At 74.6% G+C, this 21954-nt stretch carries 19 protein-coding genes; 11 read left to right on the top strand and 8 right to left on the bottom strand.

Going from position 1 to position 21954, the window contains the following annotated elements; genetic code table 11:
- Positions 1-373 precede the first annotated feature (373 nt).
- The 3 genes from LG943_RS17610 to LG943_RS17600 all read left to right on the top strand — a co-directional run bounded on the left by LG943_RS17610 (position 374) and on the right by LG943_RS17600 (position 2891).
- Positions 374-1552: a glycoside hydrolase family 64 protein gene (locus tag LG943_RS17610; protein WP_270073391.1), complete on the top strand. Its 1179-nt coding sequence runs from the start codon at positions 374-376 to the stop codon at positions 1550-1552.
- A 128-nt stretch (positions 1553-1680) separates the two neighbouring features.
- Entirely contained in the window at positions 1681-2229 is a 549-nt protein-coding gene (locus LG943_RS17605; RefSeq protein ID WP_270073390.1) for a prevent-host-death protein, read from the top strand.
- 233 nt (positions 2230-2462) lie between these two features.
- A complete protein-coding gene (locus LG943_RS17600; RefSeq protein WP_270073389.1) occupies positions 2463-2891 on the top strand; it encodes a CBS domain-containing protein in 429 nt (142 codons plus the stop codon).
- Positions 2892-3008: 117 nt separating this feature from the next.
- Here LG943_RS17600 and LG943_RS17595 read toward each other — a convergent pair whose 3' ends face one another.
- From LG943_RS17595 to LG943_RS17585, 3 genes are all read right to left on the bottom strand, one after another.
- Positions 3009-3320, bottom strand: a complete 312-nt coding sequence (locus tag LG943_RS17595; RefSeq protein ID WP_270073388.1) for a hypothetical protein — start codon at positions 3318-3320, stop codon at positions 3009-3011.
- 211 nt (positions 3321-3531) lie between these two features.
- Entirely contained in the window at positions 3532-4167 is a 636-nt protein-coding gene (locus tag LG943_RS17590) for an NAD(P)-dependent oxidoreductase (RefSeq protein ID WP_270073387.1), read from the bottom strand.
- A 71-nt stretch (positions 4168-4238) separates the two neighbouring features.
- On the bottom strand, positions 4239-5561 hold the full coding sequence (locus LG943_RS17585; protein WP_270073386.1) for an MFS transporter: 1323 nt from the start codon (positions 5559-5561) through the stop codon (positions 4239-4241).
- An 80-nt stretch (positions 5562-5641) separates the two neighbouring features.
- Between LG943_RS17585 and LG943_RS17580 the strand changes: the two genes are divergently transcribed.
- From LG943_RS17580 to LG943_RS17570, 3 genes are all read left to right on the top strand, one after another.
- Complete coding sequence (locus LG943_RS17580; protein ID WP_270073385.1) at positions 5642-6529, top strand: LysR family transcriptional regulator; 888 nt, start codon at positions 5642-5644, stop codon at positions 6527-6529.
- Between the two features lie 200 nt (positions 6530-6729).
- A complete protein-coding gene (locus tag LG943_RS17575; protein WP_270073384.1) occupies positions 6730-8481 on the top strand; it encodes an SPFH domain-containing protein in 1752 nt (583 codons plus the stop codon).
- Entirely contained in the window at positions 8478-9944 is a 1467-nt protein-coding gene (locus tag LG943_RS17570) for an SPFH domain-containing protein (RefSeq protein ID WP_270073383.1), read from the top strand. Before LG943_RS17575 ends, LG943_RS17570 begins: the two co-directional genes overlap by 4 nt.
- A gap of 81 nt (positions 9945-10025) precedes the next feature.
- Here the strand turns inward: LG943_RS17570 and LG943_RS17565 are convergent, their stop codons facing one another.
- From LG943_RS17565 to LG943_RS17555, 3 genes are all read right to left on the bottom strand, one after another.
- A complete protein-coding gene (locus tag LG943_RS17565; protein WP_270073382.1) occupies positions 10026-10217 on the bottom strand; it encodes a hypothetical protein in 192 nt (63 codons plus the stop codon).
- A 245-nt stretch (positions 10218-10462) separates the two neighbouring features.
- The gene (locus LG943_RS17560) at positions 10463-11104 is read right to left on the bottom strand and encodes a hypothetical protein (RefSeq protein WP_270073381.1); all 642 of its coding nucleotides are present in this window, start codon (positions 11102-11104) and stop codon (positions 10463-10465) included.
- A gap of 68 nt (positions 11105-11172) precedes the next feature.
- Positions 11173-11655, bottom strand: coding sequence for a histidine kinase (locus tag LG943_RS17555; RefSeq protein ID WP_270073380.1), 483 nt, complete (start codon positions 11653-11655; stop codon positions 11173-11175).
- 207 nt (positions 11656-11862) lie between these two features.
- Here LG943_RS17555 and LG943_RS17550 point away from each other — a divergent pair, with 207 nt between their 5' ends.
- The 4 genes from LG943_RS17550 to LG943_RS17535 all read left to right on the top strand — a co-directional run bounded on the left by LG943_RS17550 (position 11863) and on the right by LG943_RS17535 (position 16792).
- Positions 11863-12573: a ribonuclease HII gene (locus LG943_RS17550; RefSeq protein WP_270073379.1), complete on the top strand. Its 711-nt coding sequence runs from the start codon at positions 11863-11865 to the stop codon at positions 12571-12573.
- Positions 12574-12678: 105 nt separating this feature from the next.
- Positions 12679-15114, top strand: coding sequence for an AAA family ATPase (locus LG943_RS17545; protein ID WP_270073378.1), 2436 nt, complete (start codon positions 12679-12681; stop codon positions 15112-15114).
- A gap of 99 nt (positions 15115-15213) precedes the next feature.
- Positions 15214-15942 carry a nucleotidyltransferase family protein gene (locus LG943_RS17540; protein ID WP_270073377.1) on the top strand — a complete coding sequence of 243 codons (729 nt, stop codon included), beginning with the start codon at positions 15214-15216 and terminating at the stop codon, positions 15940-15942.
- Between the two features lie 67 nt (positions 15943-16009).
- Positions 16010-16792, top strand: coding sequence for a tyrosine-protein phosphatase (locus LG943_RS17535; RefSeq protein WP_270073376.1), 783 nt, complete (start codon positions 16010-16012; stop codon positions 16790-16792).
- 31 nt (positions 16793-16823) lie between these two features.
- Here the strand turns inward: LG943_RS17535 and LG943_RS17530 are convergent, their stop codons facing one another.
- Together LG943_RS17530 and LG943_RS17525 are read right to left on the bottom strand one after the other, a co-directional pair.
- Positions 16824-18389, bottom strand: a complete 1566-nt coding sequence (locus tag LG943_RS17530; protein ID WP_270073414.1) for a hypothetical protein — start codon at positions 18387-18389, stop codon at positions 16824-16826.
- Positions 18390-18708: 319 nt separating this feature from the next.
- A complete protein-coding gene (locus LG943_RS17525; protein WP_270073375.1) occupies positions 18709-18939 on the bottom strand; it encodes a hypothetical protein in 231 nt (76 codons plus the stop codon).
- A 708-nt stretch (positions 18940-19647) separates the two neighbouring features.
- Here LG943_RS17525 and LG943_RS17520 point away from each other — a divergent pair.
- On the top strand, positions 19648-21711 hold the full coding sequence (locus LG943_RS17520; RefSeq protein ID WP_270073413.1) for a SpoIIE family protein phosphatase: 2064 nt from the start codon (positions 19648-19650) through the stop codon (positions 21709-21711).
- Positions 21712-21954: the final 243 nt, after the last annotated feature.

The raw sequence follows: 21954 nt of genomic DNA, 5'->3' as shown, positions 1-21954 counted from the left end.
CGCCCCCGCCGGTCGGCCCCTCCGGGGCCGCGCACCCGCCGCCGTCCCGCCCGCCGCCCGCGGCGGCACCGACTTCCCCCGCGCCCAGTGGGGGAGAGGCGAGGCCGGCGCCGCCGCCTCGCGTGCGGACGCCTCGCGTTCCGCCCCACCACGCCGCCCCCGCCCGGACGCTCCTCCCCGACCCGGGCGCGGGCGGCGCATCCCCTGAAGCGGGCGCGCCGCGTACCGGCGACCGCCGCGCGGCGCGCCGCCCCCGCCCCCCCCAGCAGGGTGGCCGCCCCGCGCCCCCCCCCCCCCCCCCCCCGCGCCGCCCCCGCGACCGCCCCCGCCGCGCGGCGCGCCCGCCCCGCCCCCATCAGAAGGGATCCCCCCGATGATCGCTCGACGGTCCTTCCTGCGCGGAGTGGGCGCCGCCGCCGTGGCCGCCCCGCTCCTGGGCGCCGCCGCCTACGGCGCCCGGCCCAGTTCCGCCCAGCTCACCGACACCGGCCAGGCCGGCGCCCTGCCGCTGTCGTTCGTCAACAACAGCGGCTACCCCGACAGCGCCGTGCGGGTCTACATCGTCGGCACCGACCTGGCGACCGGGCAGCAGTGCCGCGTCACCCGCGACGGCGCCGCCGCGCCGGTCCAGGAGTCCGACAACGTCGACAACGGCTTCACCGACTACGCCATCCCGCTCACCGAAACGGCCGGGCTGACCCTGCCCTTCATGTCCGGCCGGATCTACCTGGCCCTGGAGGACAAGCTCCGCTTCAAGGTCGTGGCCGACGGCAACGGCCGCCCCGCCCTCCAGTACCCGGCCGGCTGGGTCGAGAGCGACCCCAACTACAACGTCCTGCACGACACGGTGGAGTTCACCCACAACGACACCGGCATGTACTGCAACACGACCATGGTGGACCAGTTCAGCGTGCCCCTGGCCATCCGGCTCAGCGGCGAGCGGGAGCAGTCCACCGGCGCGCTCAAGCCCGGCGGGCGCGCCATGGTCTTCGACGAGATCGCTGCCCACCCCGACTTCTCCCCGCTCGTGGTCGGCGACCGGCTCCGCGTGATCGCCCCCGGCCACGGCGTCGACAACGGCCGCTTCCGCGCCGACTACTACGCCGCCTACATCGACGAGGTGTGGGCGCGCTACTCCGGCGCCGACCTGCGCGTCACCACCAACACGGGCACGTTCACCGGCCGGGTCGACGGCTCGGGCCGCCTGGCCTTCGACGGCGGGGTCGCGCCCTTCGCCCGCCCCTCCACCCGCGACGTCCTGTTCTGCGACGGCGCGCTGGCGGCCCCCAACGACGGCGTGACCGGCCCGGTGGCCGCGATCCTGGGCGCCGCCTTCAACCGCTCGACCCTGCTCACCACGGCCCAGCACCCGGTCACCGACGCCGCCGCCTTCTACACCGCCCCGACCACCAACCACTACTCCCGCGTCATGCACGAGGCCAGCGCGGACGGACGCGCCTACGGCTTCGCCTTCGACGACGTCTCGGAGTTCGCCTCCTACATCCAGGACCACGCCCCGTCGTCCTTCGAGGTCACCCTCACCCCGTTCTAACTCGAAGCCATCGCCCAAGGGCGGACCCGGCCACCAGGCCGGGGCCGCCCCGGGCCCACGTACGCCGCGCGTTTGGCGTACCCGGCGGCGGCTGGCACGGTGAGTGCGACACCCGAGGAGGTACCACCATGGCCGCCGTGCACTTCGACGACCCCACCGAGGCGACGTCCCACGTCCCAGCACTGCTCGCCGCCGCCGAGCGCGGCCTGGCGGCCACCGTCCGGCGCGACGGCTTCCTCGCCGCCGTGGTCGACGCCGCCCGCCTGCGGCACTGCCTCGCCGCCGCCACCCCATCGCGGGCTGAGGCGGTGCCCGAGGCCGACGGCTGGTCGATCTTCATCCCCGGGCTGCCCGTGGCGGCCGACGGTGCCACATTCGAGGAGGCCGTCGCCGAGATGGTGGCGGCACTGCGCGAATACGCGCAGGACTGGCAGGACCACCTCCTCGACGCGCCCAACCACCGCGACAACTGGGCGCTGGTCCAGCTCATCAGCCTGAGCGACGATCGGCGGCTGGCCGAGTGGGTCGTGGGAGAGGCCGGCGAGGACGAGGGGGCCGGGCGCGGGCCGGAGCGGGATCCCGTCGCCGAACTCGTGGCCGACTTCGAGGCGAGGAACGGGCCGGTGCCCGACGACCTCCTGACGCAGGCACAGGCGGCGTGGCCGGACGCCGAGTGACCGAGGCGGGCAGCCCGGTCCTGCGGCGCGGCGGCCGGATCGGGTCGGTGCCCTCACCCCGGCCGTGGTCCCGGCGCGGGAACGGGCTTGTCGAGGAACCGGGGATGCCCGCGCAGCGGCGGGGCGTCGTCCGGGCACTGACCACCTCGTCCCGGGCGGGGCAGGCGATGATCGGCTGATTACGCGGATCGCGCGGCGGGTAACCCCTCGTCACCGATCGGAAGGTGATCGACATGCTGATCGCTGAGATCCTGCGCGCCAAGGGCGCGCGGGTCGAGACCATCCCACCCGACGCGACAGTGGCCGACCTCCTCACCCGTCTCGCCCGGCGCAACATCGGGGCCGTCGTGGTGGTCCGCGACGGTGCCGTGGCGGGCATCGCGTCCGAGCGCGACGTCGTGCGCGGACTGGAGCAGCGCGGCTCCGACCTCCTGACCGCACCCGTCTCCGACATCATGACCGCCGCCGTCATCACCTGCGCACCCGACGACACCGTCGACACGCTCACCGTCGTGATGACCGAGAACCGCGTCCGCCACGTCCCCGTGCTGTCCGCCGGCCGCCTGGCCGGGATCGTCAGCATCGGCGACGTCGTCAAGAGCCGCATCCAGCAGTTGGAGCAGGACCGGCGGCAACTGGAGTCCTACATCACCCAGGGCTGAAAGCCCCCGAGCACGGGACCGGGTGGACGGCGCCGTTCCACCGGAGCCCGCCCCGGCGGCGCGGGGCCGCCCCGCGCCGCCGGGTCCGCCCGCCTCTCCGCCCGCCTCGCCGCGCGGCTAGTCGCGCGCGCCGCCCCGGCGGTCGGCCAGCACGTGGGCCGCGGCGCCGGTGGCGGCCGTGACCGCCAGCACGGCGGGCCAGGCGCCCATCCGCTTGGCCAGCGGGTGGGCCAGGCCGAACGCCCCGCTGTAGACCGCCGACAGCGCGGCGGCCGTGGGCAGGCCCGCGCTGCGCCGCCAACTGCGAAACGCCGCCGCACCGCAGGCGGCCAGCACCGCGCCGCCCAGTTGGCGGTTGCCGGTGGTCCGGGCCGCGGCGTAGCCGCCGATCAGGCCGGCCGTGGTGTACACGCTGCTGGGAACCCTCATCTGCACTCCTGTCGCGTCCGGGCGGCACGGCCGGAGCCGGACGACTCCGGCCGCGCTCCACCGCCGACGCTACCCCCTCGCCGCCCGCCCGCTCGGCCGGGCGCCCCGGAGCGGACGCGCGTTCGACGGGTCACCCGGCGCGGCCGTCCCCGGCGGGCGCGCCCGCGCGCCGTGGGCGCCCCCCCGGGCCGCGCCGTCCGGGTCCGCGGGCTCAGTAGGCGGCGGTGAACCGCGCGCGGAGGTGGCGGGGGTGCTCGGCCTCGTCCAGCAGGACCGAGGCGAGGTCGCCCGTGGAGATCCGCGAGACGCCGAGGGTGTCCACCACCAGTTCGTCGCCGCCCAGCCGGTAGCGCCCGGTGCGCCCGCCCGGCTCCAGCAGCGCGGGCGGGCTCAGGTAGGTCCAGGCCACGCCGGCCTCGGCACGGCACACGGCCAACTGCTCGGCGCACGCCCGCGCGATGGCCGCCAGGTCGGCGGGGAAGTCCGGCGCCTCCATCACCGTGGTGCCGGTTCCGGGCACGGTCAGGGTGGCCGCGCCGCCCACCAGCAGCAGCCGGGTGCCCGTGCGGCCGACCCCCGCCAGCAGCGCCCGCGCCGTGTCCACCAGGTCGGGCTCGCGACCGGGCGCCGGCCGGGTCGCGCCGACCACGACGTCGCGGCCCCGGCTCAGTTCCGCCACCTCGGCGGCCTTCCCGGCGTCGCCGGTGCGGAGTTCGGCCCCCGCCGGGATTCCGGCGAACCGCGCCGGGTCCCGGACGACGGCGGTGACCGCGTGGCCCCGGGCGAGGGCCTCGGCGACGACGTGCCGGCCGACGCTTCCGGCGGCTCCGAAGACGGTGATACGCATGGCCGATTCCTTCCGACGAGGGGGGAACGAGTGGGGGAGAGGAGGATGAGGGGAGGGGAACGGGCGGCGGGTCACGGCTTGAGGCGGCCTCGGGCGTGTTCCGCGCGTACCCGCCCCGCCGGGCGGCGCCTCGGGCGGGGTTTCGCATGGAGCGCGCCCTGGCCGCGCCGGGCCGCCCAGCGGCGTTCGGCGGCCCAGGTGGCGAACGTCGCGGCGGCCAGCGCACCGCCCAGCGCGCTCGCGCCCGCCCAGCCGGCGGTGACCCACACCACCGGGGCCAGGGCCGAGCCCGCCGCGCCTCCGGCGAAGAACGCCGTCATGAACGCCGAGTTGACCCGGTTGCGAATCTGCTCGCCCAACCCGTAGACGACGTTCTGGTTGGAATTGAGCACCGCCTGCTGCGCCGCGTTGAGCACCAGCACCCCGCCCAGCAGCCACGGCAGGGACTGCCCGCCCGCGCCGATCATCGGCCAGGCCAGCGCCAGCAGCAGCGCGCCGCCGCCGGTCACCCACTGCGTCAGTCCCCGGTCGGCCAGCCGCCCGGCCACCGGGGTGGCCAGCGTGCCCGCCACGCCCACCAAGCCGAACAGGCCGATCGCGGCCTCGGTCCAGCCGTAGCCGGGACCGGCCAGCAGGAACGTCACCGCCGTCCAGAACAGGGTGAACGACGCCATCGACAGCGCCCCGATCGCCGCCCGCCACCGCAGCACCGGCTCGTCGCGGAACAGCGACAGCGTCGAGCCCAGCAGCCGCGGGTAGGACAGGCCGGCCGGCGTGTGCAGCCGGGGCAGCCGCCGCCACAGCAGCACCGCCACCGTCGCCACGAGCACGGCGTGCACCCAGAAGACGGTGCGCCAGCCGCCCAGTTCCGACAGGCCTCCGGCGAAGGTGCGGGCCAGCAGGCTGCCCAGCAGCAGCCCGGTCATCACCGTGCCCACCACCCGGCCCCGCCGCGCGGGGTCGGCCAGCGCTACCGCGAAGGGCACCACGACCTGCGCGGCCACCGAGGCCAGCGCCGTCAGCAGGGTGCCCGCCAGCAGCACCGGCCCGTTCGGCGCCGCCGCGCTCACCAGCAGGAACGCGGCCGTGGCGCCGAGCAGCCCCACCGCCAGCCCGCGCCGCTCGACCAGGTCGCCCAGCGGCACCAGCAGGATGAGGCCCAGCGCGTAGCCGATCTGGGCCGCCGTCACGACCAGCCCGGCGCCGGTGGGGCCGAGGTGCAGGTCGCGGCCGATGACGTCCAGCAGCGGCTGCGCGAAGTAGTTGCCCGCCACCGCCAGCCCCGTGGCCGCCGACATCAGCAGCAGCAGACCGCCGCCCAGCGCGTCGCCCGCCCGTGTTCGGGGCGGCCCCGCCGCCCGCTCGCGCTCGCCGCGCGTCTGTCTGCTTGCCATGCCCTCAGCCTGCTCGCCGACCCATCCATGAGTCCAACACATGTTTGTCATGGAAACGATCGTGGGACACGATCAGTCCCATGGAGCTTCAGCAGATGCGCTACGTGGTGGCCGTCGCCGAGACCGCCAACTTCACCCGCGCCGCCGAGCGCTGCCTGGTCGTGCAGTCGGCGCTCAGCCACCAGATCGCCCGCCTCGAACGCGAACTCGGCGCCCGCCTGTTCGACCGCACCAGCCGCCGGGTGCGCCTGACCCCCGCCGGCGAGGCGTTCCTGCCCGCCGCCCGCCAGGCCCTGGAGGCCGCCGAACGGGCGCGTGCCGAGGCCGCCGCGGCGGTCGGCGAGGTCCGGGGCCCGCTGGTCATCGGCGCCATCCCCACGGTGGCGGCCGTGGACCTGCCCGCCCTGCTGCGCGACTACCGGCCGCGCTACCCCGGCGTGCGGGTCCGGCTGCGCGTGGGCGGCAGCGAGGAACTGGTCGAGCAGGTGCGCCAGGGCGGCATGGACGTCGCGTTCCTCGGCCTGCCGCTCGGCACGCTCCCCAAGGGCGTGCGCGTCCGCGAACTCGCGCGCGGCGACCTCGCGGCCGTCGCCTCCCCCGACCACTGGCTGGCCGGTCGCGCCGAGGTGGAGCTGCGCGAGATCGCCGACGAGACCTTCGTCGACTTCTCCGCCGGCACCGCCGGGCGAGCCCAGTCCGACCAGGCGTTCGCCGCCGCCGGGCTGACCCGCGAGGTCGCCTTCGAGGTCACCGCGCCCGACTTCATCACCCGCCTGGTGCGCATGGGCCTGGGGATCAGCCTGCTGCCCGCCGCGTTCGTCCCCGAGATCCCCGGCGTGGTCGCCGTGCCCATCCGCGACGCCCCCGCCCGTGTGGAGTACCTGGTGTGGAGCCGCTTCCGCCCCGCGCCGCCGGCCGCCGCCCTGCTGGCCGCCCTCGGCGTGGCCCCCGGGGACGACCCGTCCTAGCGCACCCCTCGGAGCCGCCCAACGGCGGCCTCCGTTATGGCCGCTTGCGGACATGGATAGGCGATGGTTACCGGACAGCCGCTAACAACCCCTGCCTGATATGGGACGATGCGGGGACTCTCAGCAGGAACCGCGGAACCGCCCACCCGCCGCCGGCGTCATATCCGCAGTTCCGCAAACCCAGCAAGGAGTCGATACCTATGTCCTTCGCGCAGACGGTGCGCGGGGCCGCCTCCTCGATCGCACAAGGGGGCGACCCCCGGCAGGCGGTCTCCGACGCGCTCGGCGAGGCGGCCGAGGGGTTCGGGCTCGATCCGCGCGACTTCCTGGCGGCCCGCGAACAGGGCGCCTCCGTGGGAACGCGCGTCGAGCAGCAGACCACCTCCCTCAACAACGCCGGCGAGGCGCTGAACCGCAGCTCGTTCGAGCGCGGCGCCGGCGGGCCGGTGCACGTGATCTGCCCCATGGTCATCCCCCGGGGACGCACCTTCACCGCCATGCTGCCGGTGATCCTGCTGCTCATCGTGGGTGTCGTGGGCCAGATCGTCACCTTCCCCGTCTCCCTGGCCACCGGGGTGTTCCTCAACCCGTTCTTCGGCGTGCACTACTGGGTGCTGCTCGTGGCCGTCGCCGCGTTCCTGTGGTGGCGCCAGGGCCTGGTCATGGTGCCCGACGGCTGCGCCGCGCTGATCACCCGCTTCGGCAAGCTGGAGCAGGTCGTGGGCCCCGGCCGCGTCACCCTGTTCAACCCCTGGAAGCGGGTCTCCTACATCGTCAACACCACCCGCGAGTACCCCTTCAACGCCCCCATCCGCGAGGCGCCCACCAAGAGCGGCGTCAAGGCGTCCATCGACCTGTTCGTGCAGTTCAAGATCGAGGACCCCGAGCAGTTCATCTTCGTGCTGGGCGCGGTGCAGGGCTTCCAGGAGAAGCTCAACAACGCCATCAGCGAGGTCACGCGCAGCCTGATCTACGACCAGCAGGCGTCGGAGATCTACGACATGGTCGGCGAGAACACCGCCCGCCTGCTGGAGCAGCTCAACCAGCAGTTCCTGCCCGCCGTGCGGCTGACCAACGCCAACATCACCCACGCCGAGCCCTCCAGCCAGGAGTACCGCATGGACCTCGCGGCTCCGGAGATGGTGCGCGTGGCCAAGGAGGCCTACACCTACGAGTACGAGCTCCAGCTCCGCAAGGAGCAGAACGAGGGCGACCTCAACAAGGAGCTGGCCTCGCTGAACGAGACCCTCTCCGCCATCCAGGCCGACATCGCCCAGTACCAGGCGCAGATGGACACCGCCCTGGAGCGCGAGACCAACCGGGCGCGCGCCCAGGCCCGCCAGCGGTTCGTGGAGGCGGAGTCCACCGCCAACGCCAACGCCGCCCTGCTGGAGGCCCAGGCCCTGGACATCCGCGCCGTCAGCGCGGCCGAGGCGCCCGAGATCCTCAACTACCGCTACCAGCAGGACCTCCTGGACAAGCTGGAGTCGGTCGCCGACAGCCTGCCCCAGGTGCTGCACATCGGCGGCGCCGACGACACCAGCGTGGACTTCCTGCGCGTGGCCCAGAACATCATCGGCGAGGCCGAGGCCCAGTTGTTCTCCGACGAGGACATGGCCGCCATCCGCGCCCGCCTCTCGGAGATCTCCCAGCGCATCGCCGACCGCGAGGCCGAGATCGCCCGGGTGCTGGAGGCCGACGAGGACACCGGCCCGGCCGCGCCGGTGTCCGAGGAGGACCCCAACGCCGACCGGATCGAGGAGATCCGCCAGTCGGTCGCCGACGACACCGTCGAGCAGCGCATCGGCGCCGCCCAGGCCACCGCCTCCGGCGCCGCGCCGCAGGAGCCCCAGCAGTCCCCGGCCGAGGGCGGGTTCCCCGACCCTGACGGCCCGACCCCGCCGTGGCCGACGCACGGCACGCCCGGCCCGAACGAGGGAGGTCCGCGATGAGCCAGCAGTCGGCCGAACCCGGCAGGGGCGGCTCCAGCATCAAGGAGGCCCTGGCCTCCTGGAACGACATCGCGCGCCTGCTGCGCGGCGGCGACCAGGGCGCCCTGGTGCCGGTGGTCATCCCGCGCGACAGCCGCGGCCTGCGCTGGACCGTCCTCGTCTGGGCGGCGTTCTACCTGGTCACCACCGCCCTGCTGCTGGCCGTCGCGGGCGGCCCGCTGCTGGCCTGGATCGCCGTGCCCGCGCTGGTGCTGGCCATGGCCGCCCTGCTGCTGGGGCTGCTGTGGTGGTGGCGCTCCTCCATCGTGGAGATCGAGCAGGGCACCGTGGGCGTCCTCACCCGCTACGGCGCCGTGGTCGGCCAGCTCGACCCCGGCCGCCACTACCTGTGGAACCCCTGGGCCCGGGTGGACTTCGTGGTGGACATCTCCACCGAGATCCCCTACACCGCCCCGGTCCTGGCCTGCCCCACGCACGAGAACGTGCCGCTGAAGTCGATCGAGTTCTTCCTGAAGTTCCGCATCACCGACGCGGTCGCCTTCGTGCGCGGCATCGGCGCCAGCAACTTCGACCTGGTGCTGTCCAACGCCGTGCAGGACGCCATCCGCCAGCGCAGCCGCCAGGTGCGCACCGAGAGCGCCTACGACCTGCGCGGCTCCGACGTCGCCGACATGCAGGAGCTGCTCAACCGGCAGCTCAGCCGCTACGGCGTGCGCATCATGGGCTGCAACATCCCCGACGTCCAACTGCCCAACCAGTACCAGCAGCACCTGGCCACCCGCGAGCGGGTCGCCAAGGAGCTGGTGGCCTACGAGCAGGAGTGGGAGCTGACCCGCAAGCGGCGCATCGACACCCTGCTCATGGACATCGAGCGGTCCAAGAAGACCCGCGACGCCAAGATCGTCGAGGTCAACGCGGCGCTGAACAAGGCCCGCAAGGACGTCGCGCAGATGCTGGAGGAGCAGGAGACCGAGGCCCAGCGCGTCCGCTACGAGATCGAGACCCGCGGCCGGGCCGACCTCGTCGCCGCGCAGAACGAGGCCAAGGCCCAGCGCCGCCTGGCCACCTCCTACCGCGACAACCGCGCGGTGCTGCGCTACGAGCTGGCCCGGCGCCGCCTGGACGTGGGCGCCACCCTGGCCGAGCGCGCGCCCCAGCCGCTGGTCGTGCGCACCGACGGCAACGGGGGCGACTCCTCGGCGCTGTCGACCCTGCTGCTGGCCCAGTTCCTGCCCGAACTGGCCGAGCGCCGGGGCGGCGGCCGGGGCGCCCGCGCCCGGCTGGACGCCGGCGGGCGCGGCGCCGACGACCTCGCCGAGTCCGCCAAGGACGTGTTCCGGCAGGCCCAGGGCGCCGTGGCCGCGGCGGGCGACCGCTCCCAGGAGGTCGTGGCGGACCTCCAGCAGGAGCAGCAGCGCCAGCAGGGCTCGGGCGGCGGCAAGCGCAAGCAGCGCCGCCGCTGAGCGCCGCCGCCCTCAGGCGGCAACGACGAAGGGGGAGGCCGGGCGGCCTCCCCCTTTCGCGTGCGGTCGCCCGCACCGCCCTCAGGCGGCGTGGGCCAGCGCGCCGTACCCGCAGTCGATGTCGACCCCGTGCCGGGCGGCGATCTCCACCAGGTCCTCGATCTCGCCGGCCTGGACCAGGCACAGGTCCTCGTCGCCGCGCTCGCGCGCGGACTTCAGCGCGGTGACCGCGTCGTGGATGCGAAGGTGCAGTGTTGTCATGAACTCGGTCATCTCGTCCCCGTCCCTGGACGTCAGTGCCAACCTTCTCGCGCACCCATGTCTACCGGGCGTTGATAAGAGAAAGGTGAGACGGCGCGCCCCCGGGGCCCGAACGCCCGGTGACAAGACCCACGGGCCGTTCGGGAACCCGGGCGTGTCGGCGCGGCGGCGCAGGCAGGCGCGGGCACAGGGACAGGCGGGGGAGGGGAGGGCGCGGCGCGCCCGAGCCCGCCCGCCCTACCCGCGCCCGCGGGTGCTCAGTACTCGCTCCAGGAGTACCAGTCGCCGAAGATGTGCTCGTAGACCACGCCGCCGTGGCCCTCCACGAACACGTCGGTGGGCAGCTCCTCGCGGCTGTGGGCCAGGCCAGACGCGTCCAGCAGCCCCGCGCCGCGCACGGTGTAGCGGGTGACGCCGTCGGGGGTCGTGGTCAGCGCCGACAGCGGGTACATGCCCGCCCACTCGTCCAGCGGCATGGTGGAGGCCGGCTCGGCGGTCTGGCGGACCTCGTCCAGCGCCGACACCGACGCCTCCACGCGCGCCTGGAGCGGGATGTCGGTCACCGACAGCACGATCGCGGCCAGCGCGATCAGCGGCGCCGAGATCCACCGCAGCCAGTACCGCAGGATCATCGGCCGCGCGATGCTCATGGCGATCCCCAGCCGCAGTGCCCCCATGGCCGCCAGCACCGCGCCGCCGCCCATGCCGAGCAGGAAGCTGGGCAGGTGGCCGCCGGGCACGCTCTCCTCATAGAGCAGGATCAGCCCGATCAGGGTGCACGCCGGGATGTAGAGCCGGCCCGGAGGCCGCGACGCCCATTCCGTCAGCCGCTGCCGCGGAGTCGGGGGGTGGGCGATCTCGATGAGCTTCGCGACCGAGCCCTCTTCGGTGGCGGACATGAGCGAGTGTTCCCCTCGGGGGTGAGCGGGGTCCGCCCCGGGGCGCGGGGGTGCCCGGGCGGACAAGGTCAGGTACGGGAAGGCCGCCCGAACGCGGCCCGGCCACCAGGATACGGGAGTGGCGGCGCTTCATCAGGCCGACGCCCGGACCGCCGCGCACCGGTCGCGCCCGTGCGCGCCCCCTCCGGCCCCCGCCCCGCCCGCCCGCGCCGGCGCGGGCGGACCCCCAGCGCCAGCCGGCCCGGCCGCACCGCCCCCAGCACGCACAGCGCCGCCGCCGCCACCCACCACGGCCCGGCCGCGCCGCCCGCGCCCGCCGCCGCCACCGGCGGCCCCAGCGCGCTCACCGCCACGGCCGCCAGCACCGCGCCGCTCACCCGCGGCGCCGCACCCGCCGCGAACGCCGCCGCGCAGCCCACCACCGCCCAGCCCAGCGGCGAGGGGCCGGCGCCGGCGCCCCACCACCCCGGCAGGGCGCCCCAGGCGTACTCGGCCACGATCCAGGCCGCCGCGATCCGGCCCGCCAGGGCCGCCACGTCGTACAGCGCCACGGCGCCCTCCGCGCCCTCTGCGCCCTTCGTGCTCCGAGTGCTCCGCCTCACCCCTGCCGCCCCTCTCCTCGCCCACGTCGAGCCAAGCGGAAACTACCGAACGTGACCGCCGTGCCTGGGCGTCACACGCGGTGGCCGGGCGAAAACCGCCTGGGTATCCCGCCGTAAAGGGTGTGGCGGCGGCGCACGAACCCCTAGGCTTGTCCCGTGGTCCAGACATCCCCGAGTACCCCGGCACCGGCCGCCGCCCCGCCGGTCCCGTGCTACGACCTCGAACGCGAACTCGCCGCCGAGGGCGCCGCCCTGGTCGCGGGGGTCGACGAGGTCGGCCGCGGCGCCTGGGCCGGCCCCGTGGTGGTGTGCGCGGCCGTCACCGACGGCACCCCGCCGCCCGAGGGGCTCACCGACTCCAAGCGGCTCACCCCCCAGCGCCGTGCCGCCATGGCCGAACTCCTGCGGCCCTGGGTGCGCGACCACGCCTTCGGCCAGGCCGACCCCGCCGAGATCGACGACCTCGGCATGACCCGCGCGCTGCGCCTGGCCGCCTCCCGCGCGCTGGCCGGGCTGCGCCACCGCCCCGACGCCGTGATCCTCGACGGCAAGCACGACTTCCTGGGCAGCCCTTGGCGGGTGCGCACCCAGATCCAGGCCGACCTGCGCTGCGTCAGCGTGGCGGCGGCCTCGGTGCTGGCCAAGGTGCACCGCGACACCTACATGGCCGGCCTGGACACCCACTTCCCCGACTACGGCTTCGCCACCGGCGTGGGCTACCCCTCACCCGTCCACCGCGCCGCCCTGGCCGACCTCGGCCCCACCCCCCACCACCGCATGAGCTGGGCCTACCTGGACGACCTGCCCAAGTGGCGGCACCTGCGGCGCCCCCGGCCGCAGCCCGACGGCCAGACCGCCCTGCTGTAGGCGCCGCCGCGCACCCGACACGGACCCCCGCCGGGCCCGGCTCCTTATGAAAGTTCCGCGTTTCGCGGCAATATGGACCCGTTAAGGCAAGCGAAGGGACGCCGGATGCCGCGCGACGAACGCTCCCAGACCACGGAGCGGCCCGAGGGGCCCTCCGCCCTGGGGCGGATGCGCGCGGCCTACTACGGGGTGGCCTTGCGCACCCGCGCCGTCGCCGCGCTGGTGGCCGTCACCGTCGTGGCCGTGGCCGCGCTGCTCACCGGCCTGCCCGTGCTCACCGCCGTGTCCGTCACCGTCGCCGCGCTGCTGGTGTTCGCCGCGCTGATGCGCTCCACCGACGCCGTGGCCACCACCGTCATCGCCATCGGCTGGACCGCGCTGGCCTACACCCTCTTCCTCATCCCCATCCCGGTGGCCGAGGCGTCGTTCCTGCTCCTGCTGCCCCTGCTGCCGCTGGCGGTGTCGCTGGCCGCCACCCGCATCCAGGAGTTCCCGGTCTGGCACACCACCCTGCTGGCGCTGCTCATCGCCCTCATCGTCGGCATGAGCGTGTCGCTGGCCGGGATGCTGGCCGGCTCCGCGCCGCCCGCCCTCGGCCTGGTGTGCGCCGCAGCCGGCGCCGGGCTGGCGCTGGTCTGGCGCGCGGTGGCCGCCTACCGGCTGCGCCGCACCATGCGCGAACTCGGCGCGCCGCCGCCCACCCGCCACACCACCACCCGGGGGGCGCCCCCGCCCGGCGCTCGCCCCGACACGCGCGAACGCGCCGCCGAGGGGCGGCGCGCCCGCCCCGCCCGCGACCCCGGCGAGGACGCCGCGCCCATCCCGGTGGACGAGGCGCTGGCCGAACTGGAGAACATGATCGGGCTCGACCCGGTCAAGCAGCAGGTCCGCGCCATCGCCGCCTCCATCGAGGCCGCCCGGCTGCGCGCCGACGCCGGCTATGCCGTCGACAAGCCGCTGCGCCACCTGGTGTTCTCCGGGCCGCCGGGCACCGGCAAGACCAGCGTGGCCCGCACCCTGGCCACCGTCTTCCACTCCTTCGGGCTGCTGCCCACCCCGCGCGTGGTGGAGGCCCAGCGCGCCGACCTGGTCGGGGAGTACCTGGGCGCCACCGCCATCAAGACCAACGAGCTGGTCGACCGCGCGCTGGGCGGGGTGCTGTTCATCGACGAGGCGTACTCCCTGGTCAACGACGGCGACGGCCAGCCCGACCGGTTCGGCAACGAGGCCGTGCAGACCCTGCTCAAGCGCGCCGAGGACGACCGCGACCGGCTCGTCATGATCCTGGCCGGCTACGAGGACGAGATGGACCGCTTCCTGGCCTCCAACCCCGGCCTGGCCTCGCGGTTCGCCACCCGCATCACCTTCCCCAGCTACACCGCCGACGAGCTGCACCGCATCGCCGAGTACCTGTTCGAGCAGCGCGGCGACCTGCTGGACGACGAGGCCCGCCCGGCGCTGCGCCGCCGCTTCGACCAGACCGTGCGCGGCGGCGCCATCGACGACCTGGGCAACGGCCGGTTCGTGCGCTCCCTGGTCGAGAAGGCCGCCGAGGCGCGCGACGTCCGCGTGGTCACCGCCGAGGCCGACCAGGGCCGGCCCCAGCCCCGCGAGCTGGTCACCGTGCGCGCCCCCGACATCGCCACCGCCTTCGACTCCCTGACCCGGCGGCTGCCCGGCTTCGGCGAGACCCCCGACATCGAGCAGGCGCTGGCCGAGCTGGACGCCATGATCGGGCTGGAGCCGGTCAAGCGGCAGGTCCGCTCGATCGTGGCCCAGCTCCAGATGGCCAAGCTCCGCGAGGAGCAGGGGCTGCGCAACCACCCGCCGATGCGGCACTTCGTGTTCTCCGGGCCGCCGGGCACCGGCAAGACCTCGGTCGCCCGCATCCTGGGCCGGGTCTTCGCCGCGCTGGGCCTGCTCAGCCGCGCCGACGTGGTCGAGGCCCAGCGCGCCGACCTGGTCGGCGAGCACCTGGGCGCCACCGCCATCAAGACCGGCAAGCTGGTCGACCGCGCGCTGGGCGGGGTGCTGTTCATCGACGAGGCGTACTCCCTGGCCAACCCCGGCTACAGCGGCGGCGACGCCTTCGGCTCCGAGGCCATCCAGACCCTGCTCAAGCGGGCCGAGGACGACCGCGACCGGCTGGTCGTGGTGCTGGCGGGCTACCCCGCCGAGATGGACCGGTTCCTGGCCAGCAACGCCGGCCTGTCCTCCCGGTTCAACGTCCGGGTGGCCTTCCCCAGCTACACCCCCGAGGAGCTGACCGAGATCGCCCAGGTGGTGGCCGAGCGCACCGGCGACACCTTCGACCCCTCCGCCCGCGAGGACCTGCGCAAGATCTTCGGCTACGTGTGCGACTCCGGCTGGATCGACGAACTGGGCAACGGCCGCTTCGCCCGCTCCCTGTTCGAGAAGGCGTGCTCCCACCGCGACGTCCGCGTCGCCGAGGAGCTGGGCGACTCCGCCACCGCCGCCGACCTCACCCGGGTGACCAGCGCCGACGTCCGCCAGGCCTACGCCGAGGTCACCCAGCGCTGAAGGGCCGCGGCGCCCCCGCGCGGCGCGCGGCCGGGCCGGGGGATCGGCCCTGGGGACGGCCCGCGCCCGGGCCGGGCGGCCCCTGCTAGTGTCCGGCACATGAGTGGAGCCAACGCCCCCATCAGCCAGGCCGTCATCCTCGCCGGCGGCCAGGCCACCCGCCTTCGCCCCTACACCGACACCCGCCCCAAGGCCATGGTCGAGGTCGCCGACCGCCCCATCATCGACTACCAGTTGGAATGGCTCGCCGGCCACGGCGTGGAGCACGTGGTGGTCTCCTGCGGCTACAAGGCCGAGGTGCTGCGCGAACACCTCGACCGGCGGGCGCACGGCCCCGAGATCACCCTGCTGGTCGAGGACGAACCCCTGGGGCGCGGCGGCGCGCTGCGCTACGCCGCCTCGGGGCTGCGCGACTCCGCCGACCCCTACTTCGCCCTCAACGGCGACGTCCTGACCTGGTTCCCGCTGGACGAGTTCACCGCCTACCACCGGGCCAAGGGCGGACTGGTCACCCTCGCCCTCGCCCAGTACCGCACGAGCTGGGGCATCGTCGACGTCACCGACGACGGCGCCATCGAGGGCTTCACCCAGAGCCCCCTGCTGCCGTTCTGGATCAACGCCGGGGTCTACGTGTTCGAGCGCGCCGCCACCGAACTGCTGCCCCTCAAGGGCGACCACGAGTCCAGCACCTTCCCTGACCTCGCGCAGCAGGGCCGGCTGTTCGGCTACCGCATCGACGGCTTCTGGCGCGGCGTCGACACCGTCAAGGACGTCAAGGAGGCCGGCGAGCAGATCCCCGCCCTGCGCGGCACCGCCCCGGCCGTGTGATCCGCCCCGGCGCGGGGCGCGGAGGGCGGCGGACACAACCGGACAACCGGTCGGTATCGTCGCGTCCGTGACAAACGAAGCCACGGTTGTGCTCCCCTCCGCACCCAACTTCCGCGACCTCGGCGGGTACACCACGCGCGACGGCGCCCGCGTGCGCGCGGGCGTCGCCTACCGCTCCGACGCCCTGCACCGCCTCGGCGACGACGACCTGGCGACCCTGGCCGACCTGGACGTGCGCCGCGTGGTGGACCTGCGCACCGTGTTCGAGCGGCAGAGCAACCCCGACCGCCTGCCCGAGGGCGCCGAGTACACCCCGCTGGACGTCCAGGGCGACCACTCCACCGGCGCCGACCTGGTCGCGGTGCTCTCCGACCCCGCCCGCGCCCGGACCGTGTTCGCCGACGGCGGCGCCGAGCGGTTCATGCACGAGGTCAACCGGATCCTGGTGTCGGGCGCCGACGCCCGCGCCGGCTACGCCGCCCTGCTGCGCGGCATCGCCGCCACCCCCGGCGCCACGGTGTTCCATTGCAGCGCCGGCAAGGACCGCACCGGCTGGGGCGCGGCGCTGCTGCTGACCCTGCTGGGCGTGCCCCGCGACACCGTCTTCGCCGACTACCTCGCCAGCAACGGCCGGCTGGGCGGCCTCCAGGAGTCCTTCCGCGCCGCCGTCGAGGGGGCCGGGGTCGACCTGGAACTGGTGTGGCCCATGGTGGAGTGCCGCACCTCCTACCTGGAGACCGCGTTCGCCGAGGTCGAGCGGGCCTACGGCACGTTCGACGCCTACGCCGCCGAGGGCCTGGGGCTGTCGCCCGAGGAGTTGGCCGCGCTGCGCGAGCGCATGCTGGAGTAGCGCGGGGCGCGGGCCGCGCCGACCGCGCCGGCTACAGTTCCTCCAGGCGGGCCGCCACGTCGTCCTCGCCCTCGGCGTCCTCGACCACGCCCATCAGCGTGCGCAGCACCGCCGGCCGCGACTGGCCCCGGTCCAGCAGCCGCTCGGCGGCGCTCCACAGCGCCGGCGGGTCGCCCTTCCACAGGCGTTCGGCCAGCCGCTCGTGGGCGTCCAGCGCCTCCTCGGTGGCGGCGGGGTCGGCGGCGGCCAGCGCGTCGGCGTGGTGGGTGGAGTGCTTGCCCTTGTGCTTGACGGGGGCGTCGTACTCCCCGAAGTGGTCCAGCCGCAGCAGCGCCCGCCGCCCCTCGCGCGTGGCCGGGTCGAACTCCTCGGCGGACTCCTCCAGCAGGTCGCCGGCCAGCAGCGGGAACGCGAACATCCGGCGGGGCAGCGCGGCCAGGTCGCCGTCGGGGATCAGCCGGCGCACCACCTCCTGGCGCAGGCCGAAGGACGACGCCATGTCCGGGTAGGAGGTGGTGAACGCGGCGGTGGCCTCCCACAGGGCGTCCAGGGTGGCGTCGACCGCCACCTCGGGCAGGCCGTGGCGCGGCCCGGCCCACCGGATCCAGGCCGCCAGCACGTGCGGCATCGCCTCGTGCTCCTCGGGCAGCAGGATCACCCGGCGCGGCAGCCAGCGCAGCAGGAACGCCTCGACCTTGCGCGGGCTGACCCGCAGCGGGCGGTCGCCGTCGACGTCGCAGCCGTAGGCGATGATGTGGTCCACGCAGCGGCTGGCGGCGAAGGAGTCCGACAGGTCGGCGGCGGCGTCGGAGGCCAGGAACCGCGCCGCCAGCATGGCCCGCCGGTCGCGGCTGCGCCCGGGTCTGACCTGGTCGCGGGGGTCGCGCGGCAGGCTGCGCAGCCGCGACCGCAGCAGGGCGTTGTGGGCGGCCAGCGAGCTGTCGGCCACGCTCATGCCGGTGCCGCCCGCCAGGGCGCGGTCGGTGGAGCGCAGCGCGGAGTCCAGCAGCGCCCGCGCCCGCTCTAGCCGGATCGTGGAGAACACCGCCATGGGGTCGCCGCCCTCGGCCTGGGCGCGGCAGTGCGCCAGCAGCCGGTCGACCTTGGTGCTGACCCAGCAGTCGCGCAGCACCCCGCCGCTGTTGTGGTCGATGACCGCGATGAGCGCGTGCTCGGCCCCCGACCCGGTGGCCGGGTCGCCGGGCGCCTCCTCGGGGCCGTAGCGGAACACGCAGATGACGTCGTCGGTGTCGCCGAACCGGTTGCCCGAGGTGTAGGCGGCCACCGGGCGGGCCCGGCCCAGGGCGTCGGCCCACACCGGGCGGTTGGTGCCGCGCTCGACCAGCGCCGCCGCGCCCTTCTCGGCGAGTTCGCGCTGGTGCACCGAGGTGCCCAGCACCGCGATGCCCGTCAGCAGCGCCAGCCCGGCTGGGGTGCCGGAGTCGGCGGCGTGGGCCACCAGGCCCTCGCCGAACAGGCGGTCCACGTCGACCCCGGGCATGCGCCGCCCCCACCAGGAGCCGAGCATCTTGCTGACGCCGACCTCGACGTCGAGGGGATCGCGCATGGCGAGGAACGAGCGTGCCGCGCGCAGCATCTCGCTGAAGACATCGTCTGGCATGGAATCGGGGTCCGGCTGTTCTGGGAGGGGCGGTACGGACATTCCAGAGCCTAGGGCACCGCGCCGATGGCCAGGGCGGATCCGGGCGGTCGCCGCATCGCGTGGCGGGACGCGCGTTGAGGCGGGCGGCGGCCGGGGCGGGCCGGGGACGCGCGGCGCCTGGTCAGGGCGGGCGCGCGTGGGCCACCGCGGGCGGCCGGGCACGCGGGTGCGGCGGCGCGCGAGGCGCGGCGGTGGTGGTCGGGCGGGCGCGGGTGGGCGCGCGGCGGTGGCGGTCGGTGCGGGGCAGTGCGGGTCAGTGCGCGGCGGTGAGTCCGGACTGCGGAGCGGACTTCACCATCGCCTGGAGGTGCTCCCGGGCCACGCGCTCCACCAGGCCGGGGGTGACGCTGAGGCCGAGGTGCTCGGCGCACTTCCAGGTGTCGTCGACGCAGCGTTCGACGCAGCGGCGCGACAGGGCGGCGAACTCGTGGTGGAGTTGGCCGGCGATGCGGTGGAGATCGCTTACGGGATAAGTCTGGAGCATCCTCGTTCACGCCCTCTCACTGGCAGCGGCTGGACGGCGACCTCCATCCATTTCACTTCGTTATCCCGGGGTGTCAACCCCCGCAAGCCGCTGCCTTAACGAGCCTTTGCGGCGTGCTTGCGCCATAGTGGTCTGCCTTATCCGGAGTTTGCGGACCGCGTTAATGGGCAGCCCCCGCCGGCGTCCGGAAGCCCGTCCAGGCCGGGGAACCGGCGCCTCGCGGGCGGGCTCCGGCGCCCGGACACCCGCCCCCCGCCGGTTTCGGACGCCGGCCCCGCCAGTGCCGCGGCGCGGCGGACATCCGCGTTTTCGCAGGACATACCACCCACGTTTCAGAAAACGGCCCCCCAAATCCGGCGCACGACCGTAGGATGGGCGCGGCGGCGTATTATTTACCTTCCGCTATGAGCCCTGACTTTCCGCTGTGCCCGCGCCCCTCCCGCCGAGACGGTTGTGGCCTATGCTGATGCGGTGGCGACCTCCGGCCGGTTGCCGCGGGGGGCGGCCGGAACCGCCTCGACCTGGACGGCAGGTGAGTGACCGGGTGCCCCGCCCGCCATGCCCCCGACGTCCCGCTCCCGTCCCCGCGGCGGCCCGGACCACATTCGTTAAGCTTTCGGCGCTCGCACCGGCGAGCCCCCTCGAACGGGGGAAAGGACCCCGGAGGTGTCATTGTTGAGCACCGAGACGTCCGTCCCGCCCCCGCGCATGTCCGAACTCGGCGCCGTCGACTCCGCGCTGCTGGACGTCCTGCTGCGTGAGGCCCCGATCGGCTTCGCCCTCCTCGACTCCGCCGGCCGCTTCCAGCGCGTCAACCGCGCCTTGGCCGAGGTCTACGGCCGCGACCCCGCCCAGTGCCACGGGCGCACCCCCGCCGACCTCCTTGAGGGCGACCCCGACCGCGCCGCCCACGACTCCGCCGTCGCCGCCGTCCTCAGCGGCGCCGGCACCGTGCACAGCGAGCACCGCCTCGAAGGCGGGCCGCCCGACGCCTCCGGCCGCCCGCGCCAGTGGGCGCTGTCCTGGCACCCGGCCACCGGGTCCGACGGAACCCTCGAAGGCGTGGTGCTGATCGCCGTGGACTGCTCGGACCGCTTCAGCGCCGAGGTCGCGCTGCGCCGCAGCGAGGAGCGCTACCGCTCCCTGCTCACCGCCACCAACCAGGTCGTGTGGACCGCCGACGCCAACGGCGACGTCCAGGAGGACTGCCCCGACTGGCGCGTCATCACCGGCCAGACCGCCGAGCAGTACCTCGGGCGCGGCTGGCTCGACGCCGCCCACCCCGACGACCACGAGCAGGTCGCCCGCGCCTGGACCGACGCCGTCGCCGACCGCACCACCTTCGACGAGATCTTCCGGGTGCGCACCCAGTCCGGCGACTTCCGCTACTACCGCTCGCGGGCGGTGCCCATCATGCGCGGCGACACCCTCATGGAGTGGGTCGGCGCCCACAGCGACATCACCACCCAGCACGACGCCGACGACATGCGCCAGCGCCTCACCCAGCAGTTGGGCGAGGCCGCGCTGCGCACCGTGCGCCTCCAGAAGGCCACCTCCGACCTCGCCGAGGCGCTGACCGTCGGCGAGGTCGTGCAGGCCATGACCGAGATCGGGCAGTCGGCCGTGGGCGCCGACACCACCACCGTGGGCGAGCTGGACCGCGACAACCTGCGGCTGCACGTGCTGCGCGACGACTCCGCGGTGCCCGGCGGGCGCGCGGTCCCAGCCGCCGCGCCCGGCGACCTGCGCGTGGCCATGGAGACCGCGGTGCGCGAGCGCCGCCCCTTCATCGCCGGCAACCCCGCCGAACTCCGCGAACTGGTCGAGGACGACCCCGAGGTCCTGGCGTTCCTGCGCGAGACCGACGAACGCGCCTGGGTGGCGCTGCCGCTGCTGAGCGCCGGCCAGCCCATCGGCGCCCTGCGGTTCACCTTCTCGTCCGCCCGCGACATCTCCGACGAGGAGAAGGTCTTCCTCGAGGCGCTGGCCGGCCAGTGCGCGCTCGCCCTGGAGCGCGCCAAGCTGTTCGAGCGCGAGCACCGCACCGCCGAGGCGCTCCAGGCCAGCCTGCTGCCCGAGGACCTCCCCAAGGTCAAGGGCATCTCGATGCAGGCGTTCTACCGGTCGGGCACCCAGCACGTGCAGGTCGGCGGCGACTGGTACGACGCGTTCCCGCTGCCCGACGGCCGGATCGCCGGGGTGCTCGGCGACGTCATGGGCAAGGGCATCAAGGCCGCCACCGGCATGAGCCGGGTGCGCAACGCGCTGCGGGCGCTGGCCTTCAGCATGCCCGAACCCGCCGACGTGCTCACCGGCCTGGACCGCATGTTCGACGCCACCGAGGGGCTCGACCAGGTCACCACGCTCGTCTACTTCGTCCTGGACCCCGAGACCGGCCAGATCGACCTCAGCAACGCCGGGCACCCGCCGCCCCTGGTCGTGGGCGAGCACACCGAGCCCTGGCTGCTGGCCGCCGAGCCCGACACGCCGCTGGGCGTCAGTTCCGAGCGGGGCCACCACAAGTTTTTCGTCCAGCCCGGTAACACCGTGGTGCTCTACAGCGATGGACTTGTTGAGAACCGGAAGCGCGCCGTCGCCACCGGTCTCGAAGAACTTGTCACCGTAGCGTCCCAGGCGCGGCCGGAGGTGGTGGGCGACCCACAGCACATGCTCCAGTACCTTGTTGAGGGCATGCTCGCAGGGTATGAGCAGGACGACGACGTCACTCTGCTCGCCGTCCACCTCCCGGTGCTCGATACGGCACCGGAGTAGGAGACCGTACGAAAGTCCGACACTTTGCCTAATAAGGTGGAGGAGCCATCAGCCCCGCTCCGGCGGGGGGTGGGTTCGAGGACCCGACGGTGGGGTTGGAATCCGCGCACCGCGGAAAAAATCCTACTGGGCGGATGTGCCCAACCGCTAGAGAGGGCGCATACGCTGAAAAGAAGTCGGAGGTTCCCCGTCGTCCAGGCGGGGATGTCCCGGGCACGAGCCAGGAGAGAGCGCCACTCTCCC

Origin of the sequence: Streptomonospora mangrovi, from assembly GCF_027604915.1 — a bacterium.
In the GTDB taxonomy this organism is placed as follows: domain Bacteria; phylum Actinomycetota; class Actinomycetes; order Streptosporangiales; family Streptosporangiaceae; genus Streptomonospora; species Streptomonospora mangrovi.
Note: the sequence above shows the minus strand (reverse complement) of the source record. Positions and strands in the feature narration are given on the sequence as shown.